This window comes from Microbacterium sp. Soil_N32, assembly GCF_057655505.1.
Genome location: NZ_JBDGME010000019.1, coordinates 863,000 through 878,252 on the forward strand (window position 1 = coordinate 863,000; position 15,253 = coordinate 878,252).

Annotated in this window: 13 protein-coding genes and 1 pseudogene; 5 read left to right on the forward strand and 9 right to left on the reverse strand. The window is 70.1% G+C overall.

From position 1 onward, the window contains the following. Positions 1 to 20: 20 nt before the first annotated feature. A pseudogene (locus tag AC3A3J_RS12390) lies at positions 21 to 408 on the reverse strand (Rv3235 family protein). 126 nt (positions 409 to 534) lie between these two features. Between AC3A3J_RS12390 and AC3A3J_RS12395 the strand changes: the two are divergent. Beyond that, on the forward strand, positions 535 to 1,143 hold the full coding sequence (locus AC3A3J_RS12395; protein ID WP_487672557.1) for a hypothetical protein: 609 nt from the start codon (positions 535 to 537) through the stop codon (positions 1,141 to 1,143). Here AC3A3J_RS12395 and AC3A3J_RS12400 read toward each other — a convergent pair. Then, on the reverse strand, positions 1,131 to 1,406 hold the full coding sequence (locus AC3A3J_RS12400; protein WP_487672558.1) for a helix-turn-helix domain-containing protein: 276 nt from the start codon (positions 1,404 to 1,406) through the stop codon (positions 1,131 to 1,133). The genes AC3A3J_RS12395 and AC3A3J_RS12400 overlap by 13 nt on opposite strands. 101 nt (positions 1,407 to 1,507) lie before the next feature. On the opposite strand from AC3A3J_RS12400, the gene AC3A3J_RS12405 reads away from it, so the two are divergent. Together AC3A3J_RS12405 and AC3A3J_RS12410 are read left to right on the forward strand one after the other, a co-directional pair. Next, on the forward strand, positions 1,508 to 2,128 hold the full coding sequence (locus tag AC3A3J_RS12405; protein ID WP_487672559.1) for an SAF domain-containing protein: 621 nt from the start codon (positions 1,508 to 1,510) through the stop codon (positions 2,126 to 2,128). Further along, entirely contained in the window at positions 2,125 to 3,363 is a 1,239-nt protein-coding gene (locus AC3A3J_RS12410) for a CpaE/TadZ family protein (protein ID WP_487672560.1), read from the forward strand. Before AC3A3J_RS12405 ends, AC3A3J_RS12410 begins: the two co-directional genes overlap by 4 nt. Here AC3A3J_RS12410 and AC3A3J_RS12415 read toward each other — a convergent pair. After that, the gene (locus tag AC3A3J_RS12415) at positions 3,284 to 4,513 is read right to left on the reverse strand and encodes a pyridoxal phosphate-dependent aminotransferase (protein ID WP_487672561.1); all 1,230 of its coding nucleotides are present in this window, start codon (positions 4,511 to 4,513) and stop codon (positions 3,284 to 3,286) included. The genes AC3A3J_RS12410 and AC3A3J_RS12415 overlap by 80 nt on opposite strands. A 66-nt stretch (positions 4,514 to 4,579) precedes the next feature. Further along, on the reverse strand, positions 4,580 to 7,387 hold the full coding sequence (gene secA / locus AC3A3J_RS12420) for a preprotein translocase subunit SecA (RefSeq protein ID WP_487672562.1): 2,808 nt from the start codon (positions 7,385 to 7,387) through the stop codon (positions 4,580 to 4,582). A 162-nt stretch (positions 7,388 to 7,549) separates the two neighbouring features. Here secA and AC3A3J_RS12425 point away from each other — a divergent pair, with 162 nt between their 5' ends. Both AC3A3J_RS12425 and AC3A3J_RS12430 read left to right on the forward strand, forming a co-directional pair. Further along, positions 7,550 to 8,164 (forward strand): PadR family transcriptional regulator, encoded by a 615-nt coding sequence (locus AC3A3J_RS12425; RefSeq protein ID WP_487672563.1) that lies wholly within the window; start codon positions 7,550 to 7,552, stop codon positions 8,162 to 8,164. 67 nt (positions 8,165 to 8,231) lie between these two features. Further along, complete coding sequence (locus tag AC3A3J_RS12430; RefSeq protein WP_487672564.1) at positions 8,232 to 9,569, forward strand: coiled-coil domain-containing protein; 1,338 nt, start codon at positions 8,232 to 8,234, stop codon at positions 9,567 to 9,569. A 51-nt stretch (positions 9,570 to 9,620) separates the two neighbouring features. Here the strand turns inward: AC3A3J_RS12430 and hpf are convergent, their stop codons facing one another. From hpf to mtrA, 5 genes are all read right to left on the reverse strand, one after another. Continuing rightward, positions 9,621 to 10,280, reverse strand: a complete 660-nt coding sequence (hpf, locus tag AC3A3J_RS12435; protein WP_487672565.1) for a ribosome hibernation-promoting factor, HPF/YfiA family — start codon at positions 10,278 to 10,280, stop codon at positions 9,621 to 9,623. 87 nt (positions 10,281 to 10,367) lie between these two features. Then, complete coding sequence (locus AC3A3J_RS12440; protein ID WP_487672566.1) at positions 10,368 to 11,045, reverse strand: ComF family protein; 678 nt, start codon at positions 11,043 to 11,045, stop codon at positions 10,368 to 10,370. A 96-nt stretch (positions 11,046 to 11,141) separates the two neighbouring features. After that, the gene (locus tag AC3A3J_RS12445; RefSeq protein ID WP_487672567.1) at positions 11,142 to 12,857 is read right to left on the reverse strand and encodes an LpqB family beta-propeller domain-containing protein; all 1,716 of its coding nucleotides are present in this window, start codon (positions 12,855 to 12,857) and stop codon (positions 11,142 to 11,144) included. Further along, entirely contained in the window at positions 12,854 to 14,527 is a 1,674-nt protein-coding gene (gene mtrB, locus AC3A3J_RS12450) for an MtrAB system histidine kinase MtrB (RefSeq protein ID WP_487672568.1), read from the reverse strand. The genes AC3A3J_RS12445 and mtrB overlap by 4 nt, the downstream gene beginning before the upstream one ends. A 7-nt stretch (positions 14,528 to 14,534) precedes the next feature. Then, positions 14,535 to 15,215: an MtrAB system response regulator MtrA gene (gene mtrA, locus AC3A3J_RS12455; protein WP_487672569.1), complete on the reverse strand. Its 681-nt coding sequence runs from the start codon at positions 15,213 to 15,215 to the stop codon at positions 14,535 to 14,537. Between the last annotated feature and the right edge of the window lie 38 nt (positions 15,216 to 15,253).

A 15,253-nucleotide genomic window follows, 5' to 3' on the forward strand; every position in this document is an offset into this window, starting at 1 on the left:
CCAGCCTACGGTCCCCGCCCTCAGAGGATGGCCAGCGACGTCGCGCGCCAGCGACGGTCCATGCCCTCGAGGCGGATCGCCACGGCGCGGGTGCGGCCGGGACCCATGACGACGACGACCGCCTCGATGACCCCGTCGACCGGCTCCGAGATGCGGAGGGAGCGCAGCTCGAAGACGGGTCGGGCCGGCGCAACGCCGCGGGCACTGCGAGCCCGGGCGGAGAGGTTGGCCCGCGTCACCAGACTGCGGAACGCGTCTTCGCTGAACCAGCGCGCCAGCTGATCGACCTCTCGCACACCCCCGAGGACCTCGAGCACACCCTGGGTCAGAGAACGCAGCAGGGGGGGCCGGGTCCGGCAGTTCGGCGGTGGGTGTGGGCTGGGGAGCGAAATACTCGTGAAGCGTCATGTCGCACTTTCCATCGGGGAAGATCGCGAGTCAGTAGAGCACGACCGCTCGGCGCCCCGGGGGCGTCTGCCGCCGGAATGTGGATAACTCGTATACGCGCGGGCCGACTCCCCTACGCTCGGTCGCGTGAACTGGGACCGACTCTTCGACGACCTGGAAGGTCAGCTGGCCGCCGAGTGGGAGGCCGAACGCGCGGTGCGCGACGCGGAGTCCGAACGTCTGCGCATCTCACGTCTCTCGATGAGCGACCGGCTCCGCGCGCTCAGCGCCGGCGAAGCGCCCGTCGTGTGCGAACTCCCTGATGGTCGGCGGGTCTCGGGAGTCGTCCGTACGGTGGGCGCGGACTGGCTTGCGATCGAGGAAGCGCGCGCGGCATCGAGCCTCCCCGGATGCGTCCACCTCCTGCCGCTCCATTCGGTGCACGGTCTCGGAACCGACCACGGCGCGATACTCCGGAGCCTCGACGACGTGCCGTCGAGCACGGCGTCTCTGCACGGCCGGGCGACGTTCGGGTTTGTGCTGCGGGACCTGGCTCGGCGACGCGTGCCCGTGCACCTGTCGACACGGGTCTCGGGAGAGATCCACGGGACAATCGACCGTGCCGGCGCCGACCACCTCGACATCGCCATCCACGATGCCGGGGCACCCCGCACGGCGCGCGCGGTACGCGAATTCCGGTTGGTGCCGTTCCCGGCCGTCGTCGACGTGCGCGTGGTCGCGAATCAGATCCGGTGACGCGCGGCGCCCCAGACCTCGGGGAAGCTGGCTTCGTTGGACTGGCGCCACAGCGCCATCCGCCGCGAGATCTCGGTCTGCTCGGCGAGATACTCCTCGAGGCTCGCCTGCTCGATGCGCCACCGCGGAGGGACTCCGACCTGGATGCCGCGCAGGCGTCCCTCGAGCACGAGAGCGATCGTCTCGTCGACGTCGAGCCCGAGCAGCTCGGCGACCTGGGCGGGCGCGAGGAACCGCGTCTCGGCACGCGGCGAATCGGTCATGCCCCCCATTGTCCTCCGCCCTCGTCAGCTCCAGTGCGGTCCACGCCGACCTGTGGAGAACTTCCGCGCCGACCCGCGCCTGTCTGTGACGATGGGACGCCATGAGCACTTCACCGCATCCGCGACGCGCCTTCCGCGGCGACGCGCGCTTCTTCGTCGGCATCGCGCTGGTCGCCCTCTCGGTCGGCGGAGTCTGGACGCTGCTGTCGTCCGCCGATGGCACCCGACCCGCCCTGCAAGCCACCCGCACCATCGTTCCCGGCGAATCGATCTCCGCCGACGACGTCGCCGTCGTCGAGGTCGACCTCGGGACGCTCTCCGACGACTACCTTCAGCCGCACGAACTCGCCGAAGGCGCAGTGGCCGGCAGGACGGTTGGGGCCGGCGAGCTGCTCCCCGCCGGGTCCATCACGACGTCCGACGATCGCCGCTCGACCACGGTCGTCGTCGAGAGCAGCACCGGCCTCCCGACGAGCATCGGACCCGGCAGCACCGTCGAGGTATGGCAGGCGCCCGCGCTCGACGACGGTCGACGACACGACGTCCCGCGACTTCTGCTCGGCGACGTCGTCGTGGAGTCGGTGGTCGTGCCCGAGGGCGTGCTCGCCGAGGAGACGGCGGAGGTCGAACTCGTGGTCGAGCGGAGCGATGTGGCCGACGTGCTCGCCGCGATCACCGGCGGCGCCGCCCTGTCGGTCGTTCCCGTGGGTGCGGCCCGATGAGCACGGTGATCGTCGCCCTCGACGGCGCTCGGGGGCGGAGCCTCGCGGCCGAGCTCGAGACGGAGGGCCTGCGCGTTCTCCGCGCGACACGCGGGGAGGACCTGTCCGGTCTTCTCTCCAGGGCCGATGCCATCGTCGTCCCCGCCGCGCGAGAGGTGCTCACCGCCGATCTCGTGGCAGCGTGCGATCGCGCGGCGGTGCGCATCCTCGCGCTCGGCGGAGCGGACAGCCGCCTCCTCGCCCGATTCGGCCTCGTCGATCGCCTCCCCGACGACGCGGCCGGCTGGCAGGTGGCGGCTGCCATCCGCTCGAACGCGGCTCCCGCGTCGCGGTCCGACGGGCCCGCTCGGCGGGTCACTGCCGTGTGGGGGCCGCACGGCTCGCCGGGTCGATCCACGCTCGCCATCCTTCTGGCCGTCGAACTCACACGTCTCGGGCGCCGCACCGCCCTCGTCGACGCGGACACGGTCGCTCCCTCCCTCGCGCTCCTCCTCGGTCTCGGCGACGAGGCCGCGGGACTGGCCGCCGCCTGCCGCCGCGCCGAACTCGGCGGGCTCGACCCCGCGGAACTCACCCGTCTATCCGCGTCGGTCGACAGCAGTGCGGGGACGCTCGACGTGCTCGCGGGGATCAACCGTCCGGCTCGTTGGCCGGAGATCTCGGGCGATCGCATCACCACCTGCCTTCAGGTGTGCCGCACGTGGGCGGAGGAGACCGTGGTCGACGTGGCCGGCGAAGCCGACGCCGACGAGGAGGTGACGTACGACGTGCTCGGGCCGCGGCGCCACGCGGCGACGACCGCGGTGCTGCGCGAGGCGGATGCCGTGATCGCCGTCGCCTCCGCCGACCCCCTGGGCATCAGCCGCTTCCTCCGAGAGCAGGCGGAGGTGCGCAGGATCGCGGCTCCCACGCCTCTCACCGTGGTCGTCAATCAGGTGCGCCCGGGTCCGCTCGGCCTCGACGCGCGTGGACAGATCCGACGAACACTCGAACGGTTCGCCGGTATCACCGAAGTGACGTTCCTCCCTCACGACCCGCGTGCGGCGGACGCCGCACTGCTGCACAGTCGTCCCATGGCCGACCTCGTCCCCCGGTCGCCCCTCGTCGCCGGTGCCCGCGAACTGGCGGCATCGATGGCGCCGCCCGAGCCTTCCGTCAGTTCTGCCGATAGCTCGCGAGGAAGTTCCCGAGTCGCTCGACTGCTTCGCTCAACACGCGTGGTTCGGGAAGGGTGACGACGCGCAGGTGGTCGGGGGTCGGCCAGTTGAAACCCGTCCCCTGCACGAGGAGGATGTGCTCCGACACCAGGAGGTCGTAGACCAGCCGGGCGTCGTCGCGGATCTCGTGCACATTCGGGTCGAGGCGGGGGAACGCGTACAGCGCACCCTCCGGCTTCACGCATGACACGCCGGGGATCGACTCCAGGCCCTGCCAGGCGATGTCGCGCTGCTCGTGCAACCGCCCAGACGGCGCGATCAGCGCATCGATCGACTGCACGCCGGAGAGCGCGGCCTGCACCGCATGCTGCGAGGGGACGTTGGGACACAGGCGCGTGGAGGCGAGGAGGTTGATGCCCTCGAGGAACCCCTTCGCGTGATCCTGTGGCCCGGTGATCACGAGCCAGCCCGAACGGTAACCCGCCACCCGGTAGGTCTTGGAGAGTCCGTTGAACGTGAGGCACAGCAGGTCGGGCGCGAGCGTGGCCGTCGGGATGTGCACGGCGTCGTCGAACAGGATGCGGTCGTAGATCTCGTCGGACAGCAGCAGGAGCTGATGCTCCCGCGCGATGTCCACGAGACCCTGCAGAACCTCGCGCGAGTAGACCACGCCGGTGGGGTTGTTCGGGTTGATGATGACCATCGCCTTCGTGCGGGGCGTGATCTTGGAGCGGATGTCCTCGAGGTCCGGCTGCCAGCCGTCGTCCTCGTCGCAGAGGTAGTGCACGGGCGTACCACCCGCGAGGCTCGTCATGGCCGTCCAGAGCGGGTAGTCGGGCGCCGGGATGAGCACCTCGTCACCCTCGTCGAGCAGAGCCTGCATGGTCATGGTGATGAGCTCGGAGACGCCGTTACCGAGGAAGACGTCCTCCGGGCCGAAACGCGGGAATCCTTCGATCTCCTCGTACCGGCTCACCACGGCCCGACGGGCCGAGACGATCCCCTTGCTGTCGCTGTAGCCGTGCGCCGTCGGCAGGGCCGCGAGCATGTCGTGCACGATCTGATGCGGAGCCTCGAAGCCGAAGATGGCCGGGTTGCCGGTGTTGAGCTTGAGGACCCGGTGGCCCTCTGCCTCCAGACGCGCCGCCTCGACGAGGGCGTTTCCGCGGATCTCGTACAGGACGTTCTTGAGCTTCGACGACTGGTCGAAGTGGCGCGATGGTGTCATTTCGCAAGCCTACAGGGACGCCGAGAGGGCCAATCCGCACGGACTGGCCCTCTCGATGCGCTGCGCCTACTTCTTCTTCTTGGCCTGAGCGCGGCGCTGTTCACGGTTCCCCGCTGCCGGAGCCGCCGCATCCGTCTTCTGTCCGAACGCGCCGCGGGGCGCCTCCTCCGCGGCCTCCGGCTGCGGGGCCTGGGCTCGCGCCGCGGCCTGCCGCATGCGGTCGGTCGCCGCCTGCTGCACCTGGCCGCGATCGTTGCGCACCTCGACCTCGCCCGCGTCGTTCGCCGCCGAGTACTCCAGGCGCTGATCCGTCCCGCCCTCGGTCAGACCCTTGGCCTCGACCTCGGTGACCTCGTCGGAGTCGCCGGCCTTGCGCACCTCGACCTCGAGGTTGTACAGGTAGCCGACCGACTCCTCCTTGATCTGGCCCATCATCGACTGGAACATCGCGTACCCCTCGCGCTGGTACTCGATGAGCGGGTCGCGCTGGGCCATGGCGCGCAGGCCGATGCCGTCCTTGAGGTAGTCCATCTCGTAGAGGTGGTCGCGCCAGCGGCGGTCGAGCACCTGCAGCACCACGCGACGCTCGAGCTCTCGGGTCGCGGCCTCGCCGAGCGCCTTCTCGCGCGCCTCGTAGGCGATCTTCGCGTCGGACAGCAGCTCGCGCGTCAGGCCGTCGGCGGTGATGCCGCCCTTGCGTCCCGCCGCCTCCGCGACGACCTCGTCGATCGTGACGTCGACGGGGTAGAGCGTCTTCAGCTCGGTCCACAGGGCGTCGAAGTCCCAGCTCTCGTTGTGACCCTCGCCGGTGTGATCGCGCACGACGCCGCTGATCGCATCCTCGATGAAGTGCTGCACGCGGTCGGCGATGTCGTCGCCCTGCAGGATGTGACGGCGGTCGGCGTAGATCGCCTCGCGCTGGCGGTTGAGCACGTCGTCGTACTTGAGCACGTTCTTGCGCATCTCAGCGTTGCGCGCCTCGACCTGCGACTGCGCGCTGCGGATCGCCCGCGAGACGAGACCCGATTCGATCGGCACGTCATCGGGGAAGTTCGTGCGCGCGAGGATCGCCTCCGCGGCGCCGGACTGGAACAGCCGCATCAGGTCGTCGGTGAGGCTCAGGTAGAAGCGGCTCTCGCCGGGGTCTCCCTGACGGCCGGAACGTCCGCGCAGCTGATTGTCGATGCGGCGCGACTCGTGGCGCTCGGTGCCCAGGACGTAGAGTCCGCCGGCCTCGGCGACCTTGCGGCCCTCCTCTTCGACGGTGGCCTTCATGGCCTCATAGGCCTCGTCCCAGGCCTCTTCGTACTCCTCCGGGGTCTCGACGGGGTCGAGACCCTTCGACTTGAGTTCCTGCACGGCGAGGAACTCCGCGTTCCCTCCGAGCATGATGTCGGTGCCTCGTCCGGCCATGTTGGTGGCGACGGTGACGGCCCCGAGGCGCCCCGCGCGTGCGACGATCTCGGCCTCGCGTGCGTGGTTCTTCGCGTTCAGGACCTCGTGCTTGACGCCCTTCTTGGCGAGGAGCCGCGAGAGGTACTCGCTCTTCTCGACGCTCGTCGTGCCGACCAGCACCGGCTGGCCCTTCGCGTGGCGCTCGGCGATGTCTTCGACGACCTGCGCGAACTTCGCCGTCTCGTTCTTGTAGACGAGGTCGGACTGGTCCTTGCGGATCATGGGGCGGTTGGTCGGGATTGGGATCACACCGAGCTTGTACGTCGACATGAACTCGGCGGCCTCGGTCTCGGCCGTTCCGGTCATGCCTGCGAGCTTGTCGTACAGGCGGAAGTAGTTCTGCAGCGTGACGGTCGCGAGGGTCTGGTTCTCGGCCTTGACCGGCACCGCCTCCTTCGCCTCGATGGCCTGGTGGATGCCCTCGTTGTAGCGGCGTCCGACGAGGATGCGGCCGGTGTGCTCGTCGACGATCATGACCTCGTCGTTCATGACGACGTAGTCGGTGTCCTTCTTGAACAGGGCGAGCGCCTTGATCGAGTTGTTCAGGAAGGAGATCAGGGGCGTGTTCGCCGACTCGTAGAGGTTGTCGATGCCGAGGTAGTCCTCGACCTTCTCGATGCCCGGCTCGAGCACGCCGACGGTGCGCTTCTTCTCGTCGACCTCGTAGTCGACGCCCGGCTCCAGGGTGCGGGCGATCTTGGCGAACTCCGCGAACCAGCGGTTGGCCTCGCCGGACGACGGTCCCGAGATGATGAGAGGCGTGCGGGCCTCGTCGATGAGGATCGAGTCGACCTCGTCGACGATCGCGAAGAAGTGCTCGCGCTGGACCAGGTCCTCTTTGCGCCACGCCATGTTGTCGCGAAGGTAGTCGAAGCCGAACTCGTTGTTCGTGCCGTAGGTGATGTCGGCGGCGTACTGTTCGCGGCGCACGGCCGGGGTCTGCCCCGACACGATGTTGCCGGTCGTCATCCCGAGCGCGCGGAACACGCGGCCCATCAGCTCGGACTGGTAGGTCGCGAGGAAGTCGTTGACGGTGATGACGTGCACGCCCTTGCCCGCGATCGCGTTCAGGTACGCGGGGAAGGTGGCGACGAGGGTCTTGCCCTCACCGGTCTTCATCTCTGCGATGTTCCCCAGGTGCAGCGCAGCGCCACCCATGATCTGCACGTCGTAGGCGCGCATGCCGAGCGTGCGCTTGGCTGCTTCGCGCACGGCGGCGAAGGCCTCGGGCATGAGCTGGTCGAGCGTCTCGCCCTTCTCGTAGCGCGCGCGCAGCTCGACCGTCTCGTTGCGGAGCTCGTCGTCGGTGAGGCGCGAGATGTCCTCCTCCAGAGCCCCTACGGCCTTGACTACCTGATTGAGGCGGCGGATGATCCGCCCCTCGCCGGCGCGCAGCAGCTTCTCAAGAGGATTGGCCACGGATGTCATCTCCCTGTCAGTGGGTACAGAGCCGAGCCGCGCAGGGCGCGGCCGGGCATACGGTGTCATGTTACCGGGCCGTGACCTCCACGTCGCCTGCACGGCGCTGCTCGGAGAGGTTTCCGCGTATGCATATGCTGGGAAAGCACTTCAGGAGGTCGCATGTCCGTCCGTCTCAGCCTGCTGGCGATCCTCGACCAGGGCCCGTGCTACGGCTACCAGCTCCGTCACGAGTTCGACCGGAGGACCGGTTCGATCTGGCCGCTCAACGTCGGTCAGATCTACAACACGCTCGAACGCCTCGAACGGGACGGCCTCGTGCGCCGCGGCGAGACGGATTCCCATGGCCACGTGTACTGGAGGATCACCGACACCGGTTCCGCCGAAGTGGCTCGATGGCTCTCCTCTCCGGTGCGCCGCACGACCGCGTCGCGCGACGAGGTCGCGATCAAGCTCACGATCGCCGCGACCCTTCCCGGGGTCGACGCCGACGCCGTGATCTCGGCGCAGCTCGTGGCGATCCGCGAGCACCTGGCCCTGCTGCGTTCGGAGGCCCCGGCGGTCGAGAGCCACGGCGACGCGGAGTCGCTGGCGCGCTCGCTGGTGCGGGACGCAGCGCTGTTCGACGCGGAGGCGGAGGAGCGCTGGCTCGAGCACCTGCGACGACGGCTGGCCGAGCATCCGGCGCACACCCTGGCTCTGCGCCTCGCGACCGACCGGCCGAAGCGCGGACGCCCGGCGAAGCCCGTGGAGTCCCCCGCTCCCGCGGTCGCGTGACGCCCCGCGCGTTCGCCCGGAGCGGATGCACAGGCACCCCGCCCTCCACGGAAAGTAGGATCAGCACATGGCAGGTTTCTGGGGCAGACGCAAGCGCGAGGAAGAAGCCCTCGCGGAGCAGGACGCGGATCTCGCACGGCAGGCGGAGCAGGCGCTCGTGGCGGCCGACGAACGCATCCGTACGACGTCGGACGAGCTGGCGTTCGCCGAGGCCGAGCTGGGTGGCTCCCTGACCGCCGATCTCAAGAAGGCGCTCGACGCCGTTCGCACCCATCTGCGCGAGGCGTTCCAGCTGCATCAGCTCAACCACGATGAGATCCCCGACACCCCCGAGGAGCTGCGCACGCGCAACGCGCGCATCGTGCAGCTCTGCGACTGGGCGCAGGATCTGCTCGACGAGAAGACCGGGGTGCTCGCCGAGTCGATCGCGAAGGTGCGACGTGCCCCCGAGATCGTCGCGAAGGTGCGGGCGGACGCTGCGGCGCTGCAGGAGCGGATTCCCGCGACGACCGCCACGATCGAGCGTCTATCGGCCCGCTACTCCCCCTCCGCGATGACGCAGATCACCGCGAGCGCGCGGGAGGCCGAGCAGCTGATCGCGTTCGCGACGCACGGTGCGTCGGTGTCGGAGCGGCGCCGCGCCGCCCGGCAGAACGAGGAGGCCAATCTCGCCCTCGAGACGGCCACCGAGGCGACCCGTCGCGCAGCGAATCTGCTCGACGCGGTCGAGGACTTCGAGATCGAGGCCCTGCGTGCGGAGTCGACGCTCGCCGAGGTCGTCGCGGACTCGCGCAACGACCTGATCGCGGCCCGTACGGCGCCGCCCGCTCCCGCCGTCGCGGAGGCGGTGACTGCATTGCAGGATGCGCTGAGCTCCCTCACTCCCGCCGGTGAACCCAACGATCCGTTCGCCGAGCTGTCCCGCCTGCGCGCGGCGAACACCGCCCTCGACGATGCGATCGCCAAAGCCCGCCACCGCGCGGAGAACCCGCTCCCCTCGCTGGCGCAGGTGCAGCACGCGCTCGACGACGCCGACCGTCAGCTCGGCGTCGCGCGTGGGCTCATCGCCGGGCACCGTGGATGGATCGGCGCCGATGCACGAACCCGTCTCGCGGAGGCCGAGCGCCTCCGCGTCGACGTCAGCGACCTCCTGCCCGCGGAGGAGACTCGGGAGCAGGCGCTCCTGGGCGCCCGCCGCGTCGCGCACCTGGCCTCCGAAGCGCTTCAGCTCGCGCAGCGCGACATCGACTCGGCGCGACCGCAGAACCAGGGGTGGGGCGGCGACGGCGGATGGGGCGGCGGCGGCTGGGGTGGCGGCGGACGCCGCGGCGGCGGCGGCGACGTGGCGTCGGGCATCCTGGGCGGCCTGGTCATCGGCAGCATCCTCGACGGCATCTTCGACTGATACATACGACGACGGCCCGACCCCTGAGGGGCCGGGCCGTCGTCGTTCGTATCAGGAGGCGAGCGCCTCGGCGGCGGGCGGAGCCGCGGTGTCGAGCGCGATGACTCCGTAGTCCCAGCCCTTCCGCCGGTAGACCACACTCGGGTGATCGGTGCGGGCGTCGACGAAGAGGAAGAAGTCGTGGCCGACCAGCTCCATGCGGTCGACGGCCTCTTCGACGGTCATCCACTCCGCCTCGAAGCTCTTCGTGCGGATGACGACGGGCGAGTACTCCTCGTCCTCCTCGTTCTGCACCGGAATGCTCCCGGTGGCGACCGCCTGCAGCACCTCGACCGAGGCGGGCTGCACGTCGATGCCCTCGAGAGAACCGCTGCCCTTCTCGAAGTGCGGTCCGCGCGGATGCTGTCGGCCGTCGACTCGCTTCTCCTTCGCGCGTCGCAGCTGCTCGGCCATCTTGTCGACCGCGAGGTCGAAAGCGACGAACTTGTCGCCGTCGGTCGCCTCGGCGCGCACGACGGGGCCCTTGCCGATGAGCGTCAGCTCGACCGTCTCTTCGGGGACCTGCCCGTTCCGGTACACGCGGTGGGTGACCTTCACGTCGAGGCGTTGCGCTCGAGCGGCGAACGTCTCGATCTTGGCGATCTTCTCCTCGACAACGGTTCGGAAGCGATCGGTGATACCCACTCCGACGCCGACGATGCTCGTTTCCATTGCTGCCTCCTTGTCCCGGTCCTCCCGGCCAAGGGCGGACCGTGGTCGCCTTGTGACCCCCCACGCTAGTCCGGTTGCGGATGGATGTCACGGTCGGCTTCCTCCGTGTCGTGGGTGAGTCACCGCAGAGTCCGCCGGGAATCGATCTCTCCTCGGCGTGGCGGCGAGCGCGATCGCGCCGACGACCTCGACTCCCGCCTGCCGGAGCACCCGGCAGCCCTCGTCGAGCGTCGCCCCCGTCGTGACGACGTCGTCCATCAGGAGCACTCTCGCGGCTCGCGCGGGGCGTGCGGCCATGCTCCCTCGCACGTTCCGAGCGCGCTCTTCCACACCGGCACTGCGCTGGTCACGGTGCGGCCCGACGTGGCGGAGCAGGCGCAGGGGCGACACGCCGGCCGCGCGCAGCAAGACCTCGGGGACGCGGTACCCGCGGGCGCGGAACGCTGCCCGCGACGTCGGGATCGGCACGATGCCGTCGACGCCCTCCAGATCGATCACGGCGGCGAGCGCCGCGCCCAAGGGCGCGGCGAGCCGCGTCTGTCCCGCCCCCTTGAGCGCCCGGATGCAGCGAGCAGTCACCCCGGTGAACTCCAGCGCCGCGCGCACGCTCTGTCCGCCGGGGGTGCGCGCGGTGAGCGGCGCTGCCCGGAGAGCGTGCCGGCACGACGGGCACAGCGCCGCGCCGATGCGGTCGCACCCGGTGCACGAGGCTGCCAGCAGGAAAGCGAGGATCTCGTCGCGCAGGTCGGTCAATCGAGCGTTCATCTCGCCGATCCTGCCCCGAGACGCACCCGGCGCAATGCGGAATCCGCGTCCGTGCGCGCCGAGGAGCAGGATGCCGCGTTCGTGGAGGGAGAGTGACTACTGACCGGCGCGGGTGGCCAGCACGGCCACGCCCGTGGCGATCTCGCGCCAGGCCGAACCGGCGTGGGTGAAGAGCGCCCCGTCGACGTCGAGGACGCGCACGCCCGATGCGGTGCGGGCCCCGGCGAGCGCGGTCGCTCCCGCAGGACTCGACTCGGCGAAACCGACACCGCCCACCATCTGCGTGATCAGATCCGGGCTCTCGGGGTCGACGAGCACACCGATCCGATAGTCGCCGATCCAGACCAGCCCTGCGACCGCGGCGTCGATGCGACGCAGCTGCGTCATCTCCCCGATCGCCGTGGGCGTCCCGTCCTCGTCGCGGACGATCGCCGAGACCACCGCCCACCGTTGCGCACCGACAGTGATGACCGCCGCGATGCGTGCCCCGTCCGCCGAGACCCGGATCGCCTCCACCGACGACGCATCGGGCCAGGCATCCGCGATCTTCTGCTCCCCCACGTCCGCGCTCCACGCCGTCAGGGCGGAGGGGGCACCCGACGGGACCGACCACGTGTAACCGTAGGGATCGAGCGACGGCGCGACCAGACCGTCCCGGATGTCGAGTTCGTCGACGCGTCCGTCCGAGACCAGGTAGACGTGGCTGTCGGAGAGCTGCACGGCCGCGCGGGTGTTGTCCGCCGCGACGTCGATCGCCGCGATCGGCTGCTCGATGCCCGTGATCTCCTCGCTGACCGCGGGGATCGGCACCACCTCATCGCCGACGATCGACCCGAATGCCCCCTCGGTCAGCACGAGCGGTCCCGTGTCGGCCGGCGGATCGACGACGCTCACGATGCCGGCGTCGAGGCCACGGCCGTCGACCGTGAAGCGCACCTGAGCGACGTGCACCCCCGACGCCTGGAGGGTCGCCTGCAACTGCGTCCGCATCCGCGCGAGCGTGGCCGAGTCGAGGCTGGAGGCGGGCCGGGTGAGAGCGACCTCGGCGACCTGGTTCGCGTTGATCGGCACCGCGTCCTGCGCGAGCTGAACGTCGGCGGGGAACGCCGATTGCACGGCCGGATCGAGCCACGCGCTCGGCTCGCCGCCGATCAAGGCCTGGGTGACCGTCGTCGCGATGCTCGCTCGGCGGGGGAACCAGCGGAGGTCGGGTACCAGCCGCGACCAGGTGCTGTCGAAGTACTGCAGCGGATAGCCCTCGAACACGGTGTCGAACCGGGTCTGGTCGATGACGACCCCGTCCGGCGCCTGCGAGATCCGCCACTCCCCGTTCGTGCGCTCCAGTGCGAACGAGAGGTTCGACGACCCGGGCGACGACGAGTAGGCGCCCGCCGCGTCGACGCTCGCGACCTGGGCGAGTACGACCTCCACCCCCGCTTCCTGCGCCTCCTCGTCGTCCTCGCCGACGTTCGAGGTGACGGAGCGCTCGATGGCCGAGGCATCGATCGACACCCCCGTGCCCGGGCGCCAATCCCGCTGCATCTCGGGCGTGAGGAACCGTCGCGCGATCTCCCAGTTGTCGGCCGGGGTGATCGACGCCTCCATGAACCCCTCGACGATCTCCTGCGGGTCCGCGCCGGGCGCGGGTCCGGACGCGAGGGGGAGGAAGTCGGTGTCGTCCGGCGACTCCCCCAGCTCGAGACCGACGTTGACGTCGCCGTTCGTCGGCAGTCCGGTGCACGCGGTCAGGACGAGAGCGGTCACCGCCGCGACAGCCCCCGCGCGCAGCAGACGGCGCAGCGCGCCCGTCACCGCAGGTCCCCTGACGCGTCGGAGAGGTCGGTGAGGGAGATCGGCTGCGTCGCATCGCCCAGCTCGGCGAGCGGCTGCTGCGGCTCGACAGGGATCGGGCTGGGCCCGTCCAGCTCGGTGCCGTGCCGGGGCAGGGTCAGGACGAAGTTCGTGCCCACGCCGATCTCCGACCACACGGCGAGCGTCCCGCCGTGCAGCATCGCGTCGCCGAGGGCGATCGACAGGCCGAGCCCCGTGCCGCCGATGGTGCGCTGGCGCGAGGGATCCGCGCGCCAGAACCGATCGAACACGCGCTCGGCGTCGGCGGGCTTCATGCCCAGGCCCGAGTCCCGCACCCCGGCGGCCACCGCGTGCTGATTGCTGTCGACCGTGACCACGATCGGCCGCCCTTCTCCGTGCTCGATCGCATTGCCGATGAGATTCCGCAGCACGCGGCGGACGCGGCGCGGATCCATGTCGACCGGCGAGTAGCCGCCCGGAGCCACCAGACGCAGCTCCGAGCCGTGACCGTCGGCGAGCGGCCGCATCTGCTCGATCACGTCCTCCGCGACGTGCGCCAGGCTCGTCGCCTCGAGTTCGAGCTGGACGGATCCCGCGTCGTAACGGCTGATCTCGAGCAGGTCGGCGAGCAGTGTCTCGAAGCGCTGCACCTGCGCGTGCAGCAGTTCCGCGGCGCGCGCGGTGATGGGATCGAAGTCCTCCCGCTGATCGTTGAGCATGTCGGCCGCCAGCCGGATCGTCGTCAGCGGGGTGCGCAGCTCGTGCGACACGTCGGAGACGAAGCGCTGCTGCACCAATGACAACTCGCCGAGCTCCTTGATCTGAGCCTCGATACTGTCGGCCATCGCGTTGAAGGAGCGACCGAGCGTGGCGAGCTCGTCTTCGCCGTGCACCTCGAGCCGCACGCCGAGGTCGCCGGAGGCGAGGCGGGCGCTCGTCTCGGCGGCCTGGATGATCGGCGTCGAGACGGTGCGGAGGACGAACCACGAGATGGTGGCGACGATCGCGACCAGCCCGATCCCCGCGATCCACAGCGTGCGCTGCACGAACACGAGCGTCTGGTCGGCATCCGACAGGTCGTAGGCGACGTAGATCTCGAACGGCCCCGCCTCGGGCACGACGAGCTGCTGCCCGACGATGATGCCCGGCACCTCACCGCCGCCGTCGACGGGCAGCGCGACCGACTGCCACGCCTGCCGGTCGTCGAACTTCACCACACGCGCGCGCAGACCGTCGCTGAGGAGGCTCGCGCTGAGTCCGGCGGTGAAGCCGTTGAGGCGCACGGCGTCGGCGTCGGAGTCGATGCGGATGCCGGTGAGCAGGTCGGCATTGGAGTTGCGCGCGATGCCCTCCTGCACGGTGTTCCAGAGATCGGCGAGCGCTGCCGGGTCGTCGCCCACCTCGGCGACGTCGAATGTGCTCTGAGCGATGTCCACGGCGCGACGCGCGTCTTTGAGGGCCTGATTCTTGCGCGACACGAACAGGTCGTTCTGGATCACGAGCGCCATCGTCACGCAGGTGATGAAGATCGCCAAGGATGTGGCGACGAGGGTCACCGCAAGCGTGCGGAAGCGGAGCGAGCGACGCCAGGATGCCGCGAGGAGGGTCGGCCATCCGCGCCAGTCGCGCAGCACGGCGACCGTCGTGGTGGTCGCGTTGGTGGCGGCCATGCCTCGCCTAGACGGCGCTCCCCGCGCGGTAGCCGACGCCCCGGACCGTCATGACGATGCGGGGGTTGTCGGGGTCGAGCTCGACCTTGGCGCGGAGGCGCTGCACGTGCACGTTCACCAGGCGCGTGTCGGCCTTGTAGTGGTAGCCCCACACCTGCTCGAGCAGCATCTCGCGCGAGAAGACCTGCTGCGGCTTCGAGGCCAGCGCCACGAGGAGCTGGAACTCCAACGGCGTGAGCGGGATGGGAGCATCCCCGCGCCGCACCTCGTGCGCATCGACGTCGACCGTGAGGTCGCCCACTCGCAGCTGCTCGCTGCCCGTCGTCGGCGCGGGACGCAGACGGGTGCGGATGCGCGCGACGAGCTCCTTGGGATTGAAGGGCTTGACCATGTAGTCGTCGGCGCCGACCTCGAGGCCCCGCACCACGTCGGCGGTGTCGCTGCGGGCCGTGAGCATGATGATGGGCACACCGGACTCGGCGCGGATGCGGGTGCAGATCTCGATCCCGTCCATGCCGGGGAGCATCAGGTCGAGCAGCACCAGATCCGGCCGCTGCGTGCGCCACGCCTCGACGGCCTGCGCACCGTCGGCGCAGAAGACAGGCTCGAAACCCTCCGTACGCAGCACGATGCCGATCATCTCGGCGAGCGCGGTGTCGTCGTCGACCACGAGGATGCGTGAGGTCATACCTGTTACCTTATGGCACCCGGTCTCACGTTCCCCAG

Bases quoted from the DNA above. Each gene is read 5' to 3' on its own strand.
- AC3A3J_RS12400 (WP_487672558.1), bottom strand. From the start codon at position 1,406: ATGACCGATTCGCCGCGTGCCGAGACGCGGTTCCTCGCGCCCGCCCAG.
- AC3A3J_RS12405 (WP_487672559.1), top strand. From the start codon at position 1,508: ATGAGCACTTCACCGCATCCGCGACGCGCCTTCCGCGGCGACGCGCGC.
- AC3A3J_RS12410 (WP_487672560.1), top strand. From the start codon at position 2,125: ATGAGCACGGTGATCGTCGCCCTCGACGGCGCTCGGGGGCGGAGCCTC.
- AC3A3J_RS12415 (WP_487672561.1), bottom strand. From the start codon at position 4,513: ATGACACCATCGCGCCACTTCGACCAGTCGTCGAAGCTCAAGAACGTC.
- AC3A3J_RS12425 (WP_487672563.1), top strand. From the start codon at position 7,550: ATGTCCGTCCGTCTCAGCCTGCTGGCGATCCTCGACCAGGGCCCGTGC.
- AC3A3J_RS12430 (WP_487672564.1), top strand. From the start codon at position 8,232: ATGGCAGGTTTCTGGGGCAGACGCAAGCGCGAGGAAGAAGCCCTCGCG.
- hpf (WP_487672565.1), bottom strand. From the start codon at position 10,280: ATGGAAACGAGCATCGTCGGCGTCGGAGTGGGTATCACCGATCGCTTC.
- AC3A3J_RS12440 (WP_487672566.1), bottom strand. From the start codon at position 11,045: ATGAACGCTCGATTGACCGACCTGCGCGACGAGATCCTCGCTTTCCTG.
- mtrB (WP_487672568.1), bottom strand. From the start codon at position 14,527: ATGGCCGCCACCAACGCGACCACCACGACGGTCGCCGTGCTGCGCGAC.
- mtrA (WP_487672569.1), bottom strand. From the start codon at position 15,215: ATGACCTCACGCATCCTCGTGGTCGACGACGACACCGCGCTCGCCGAG.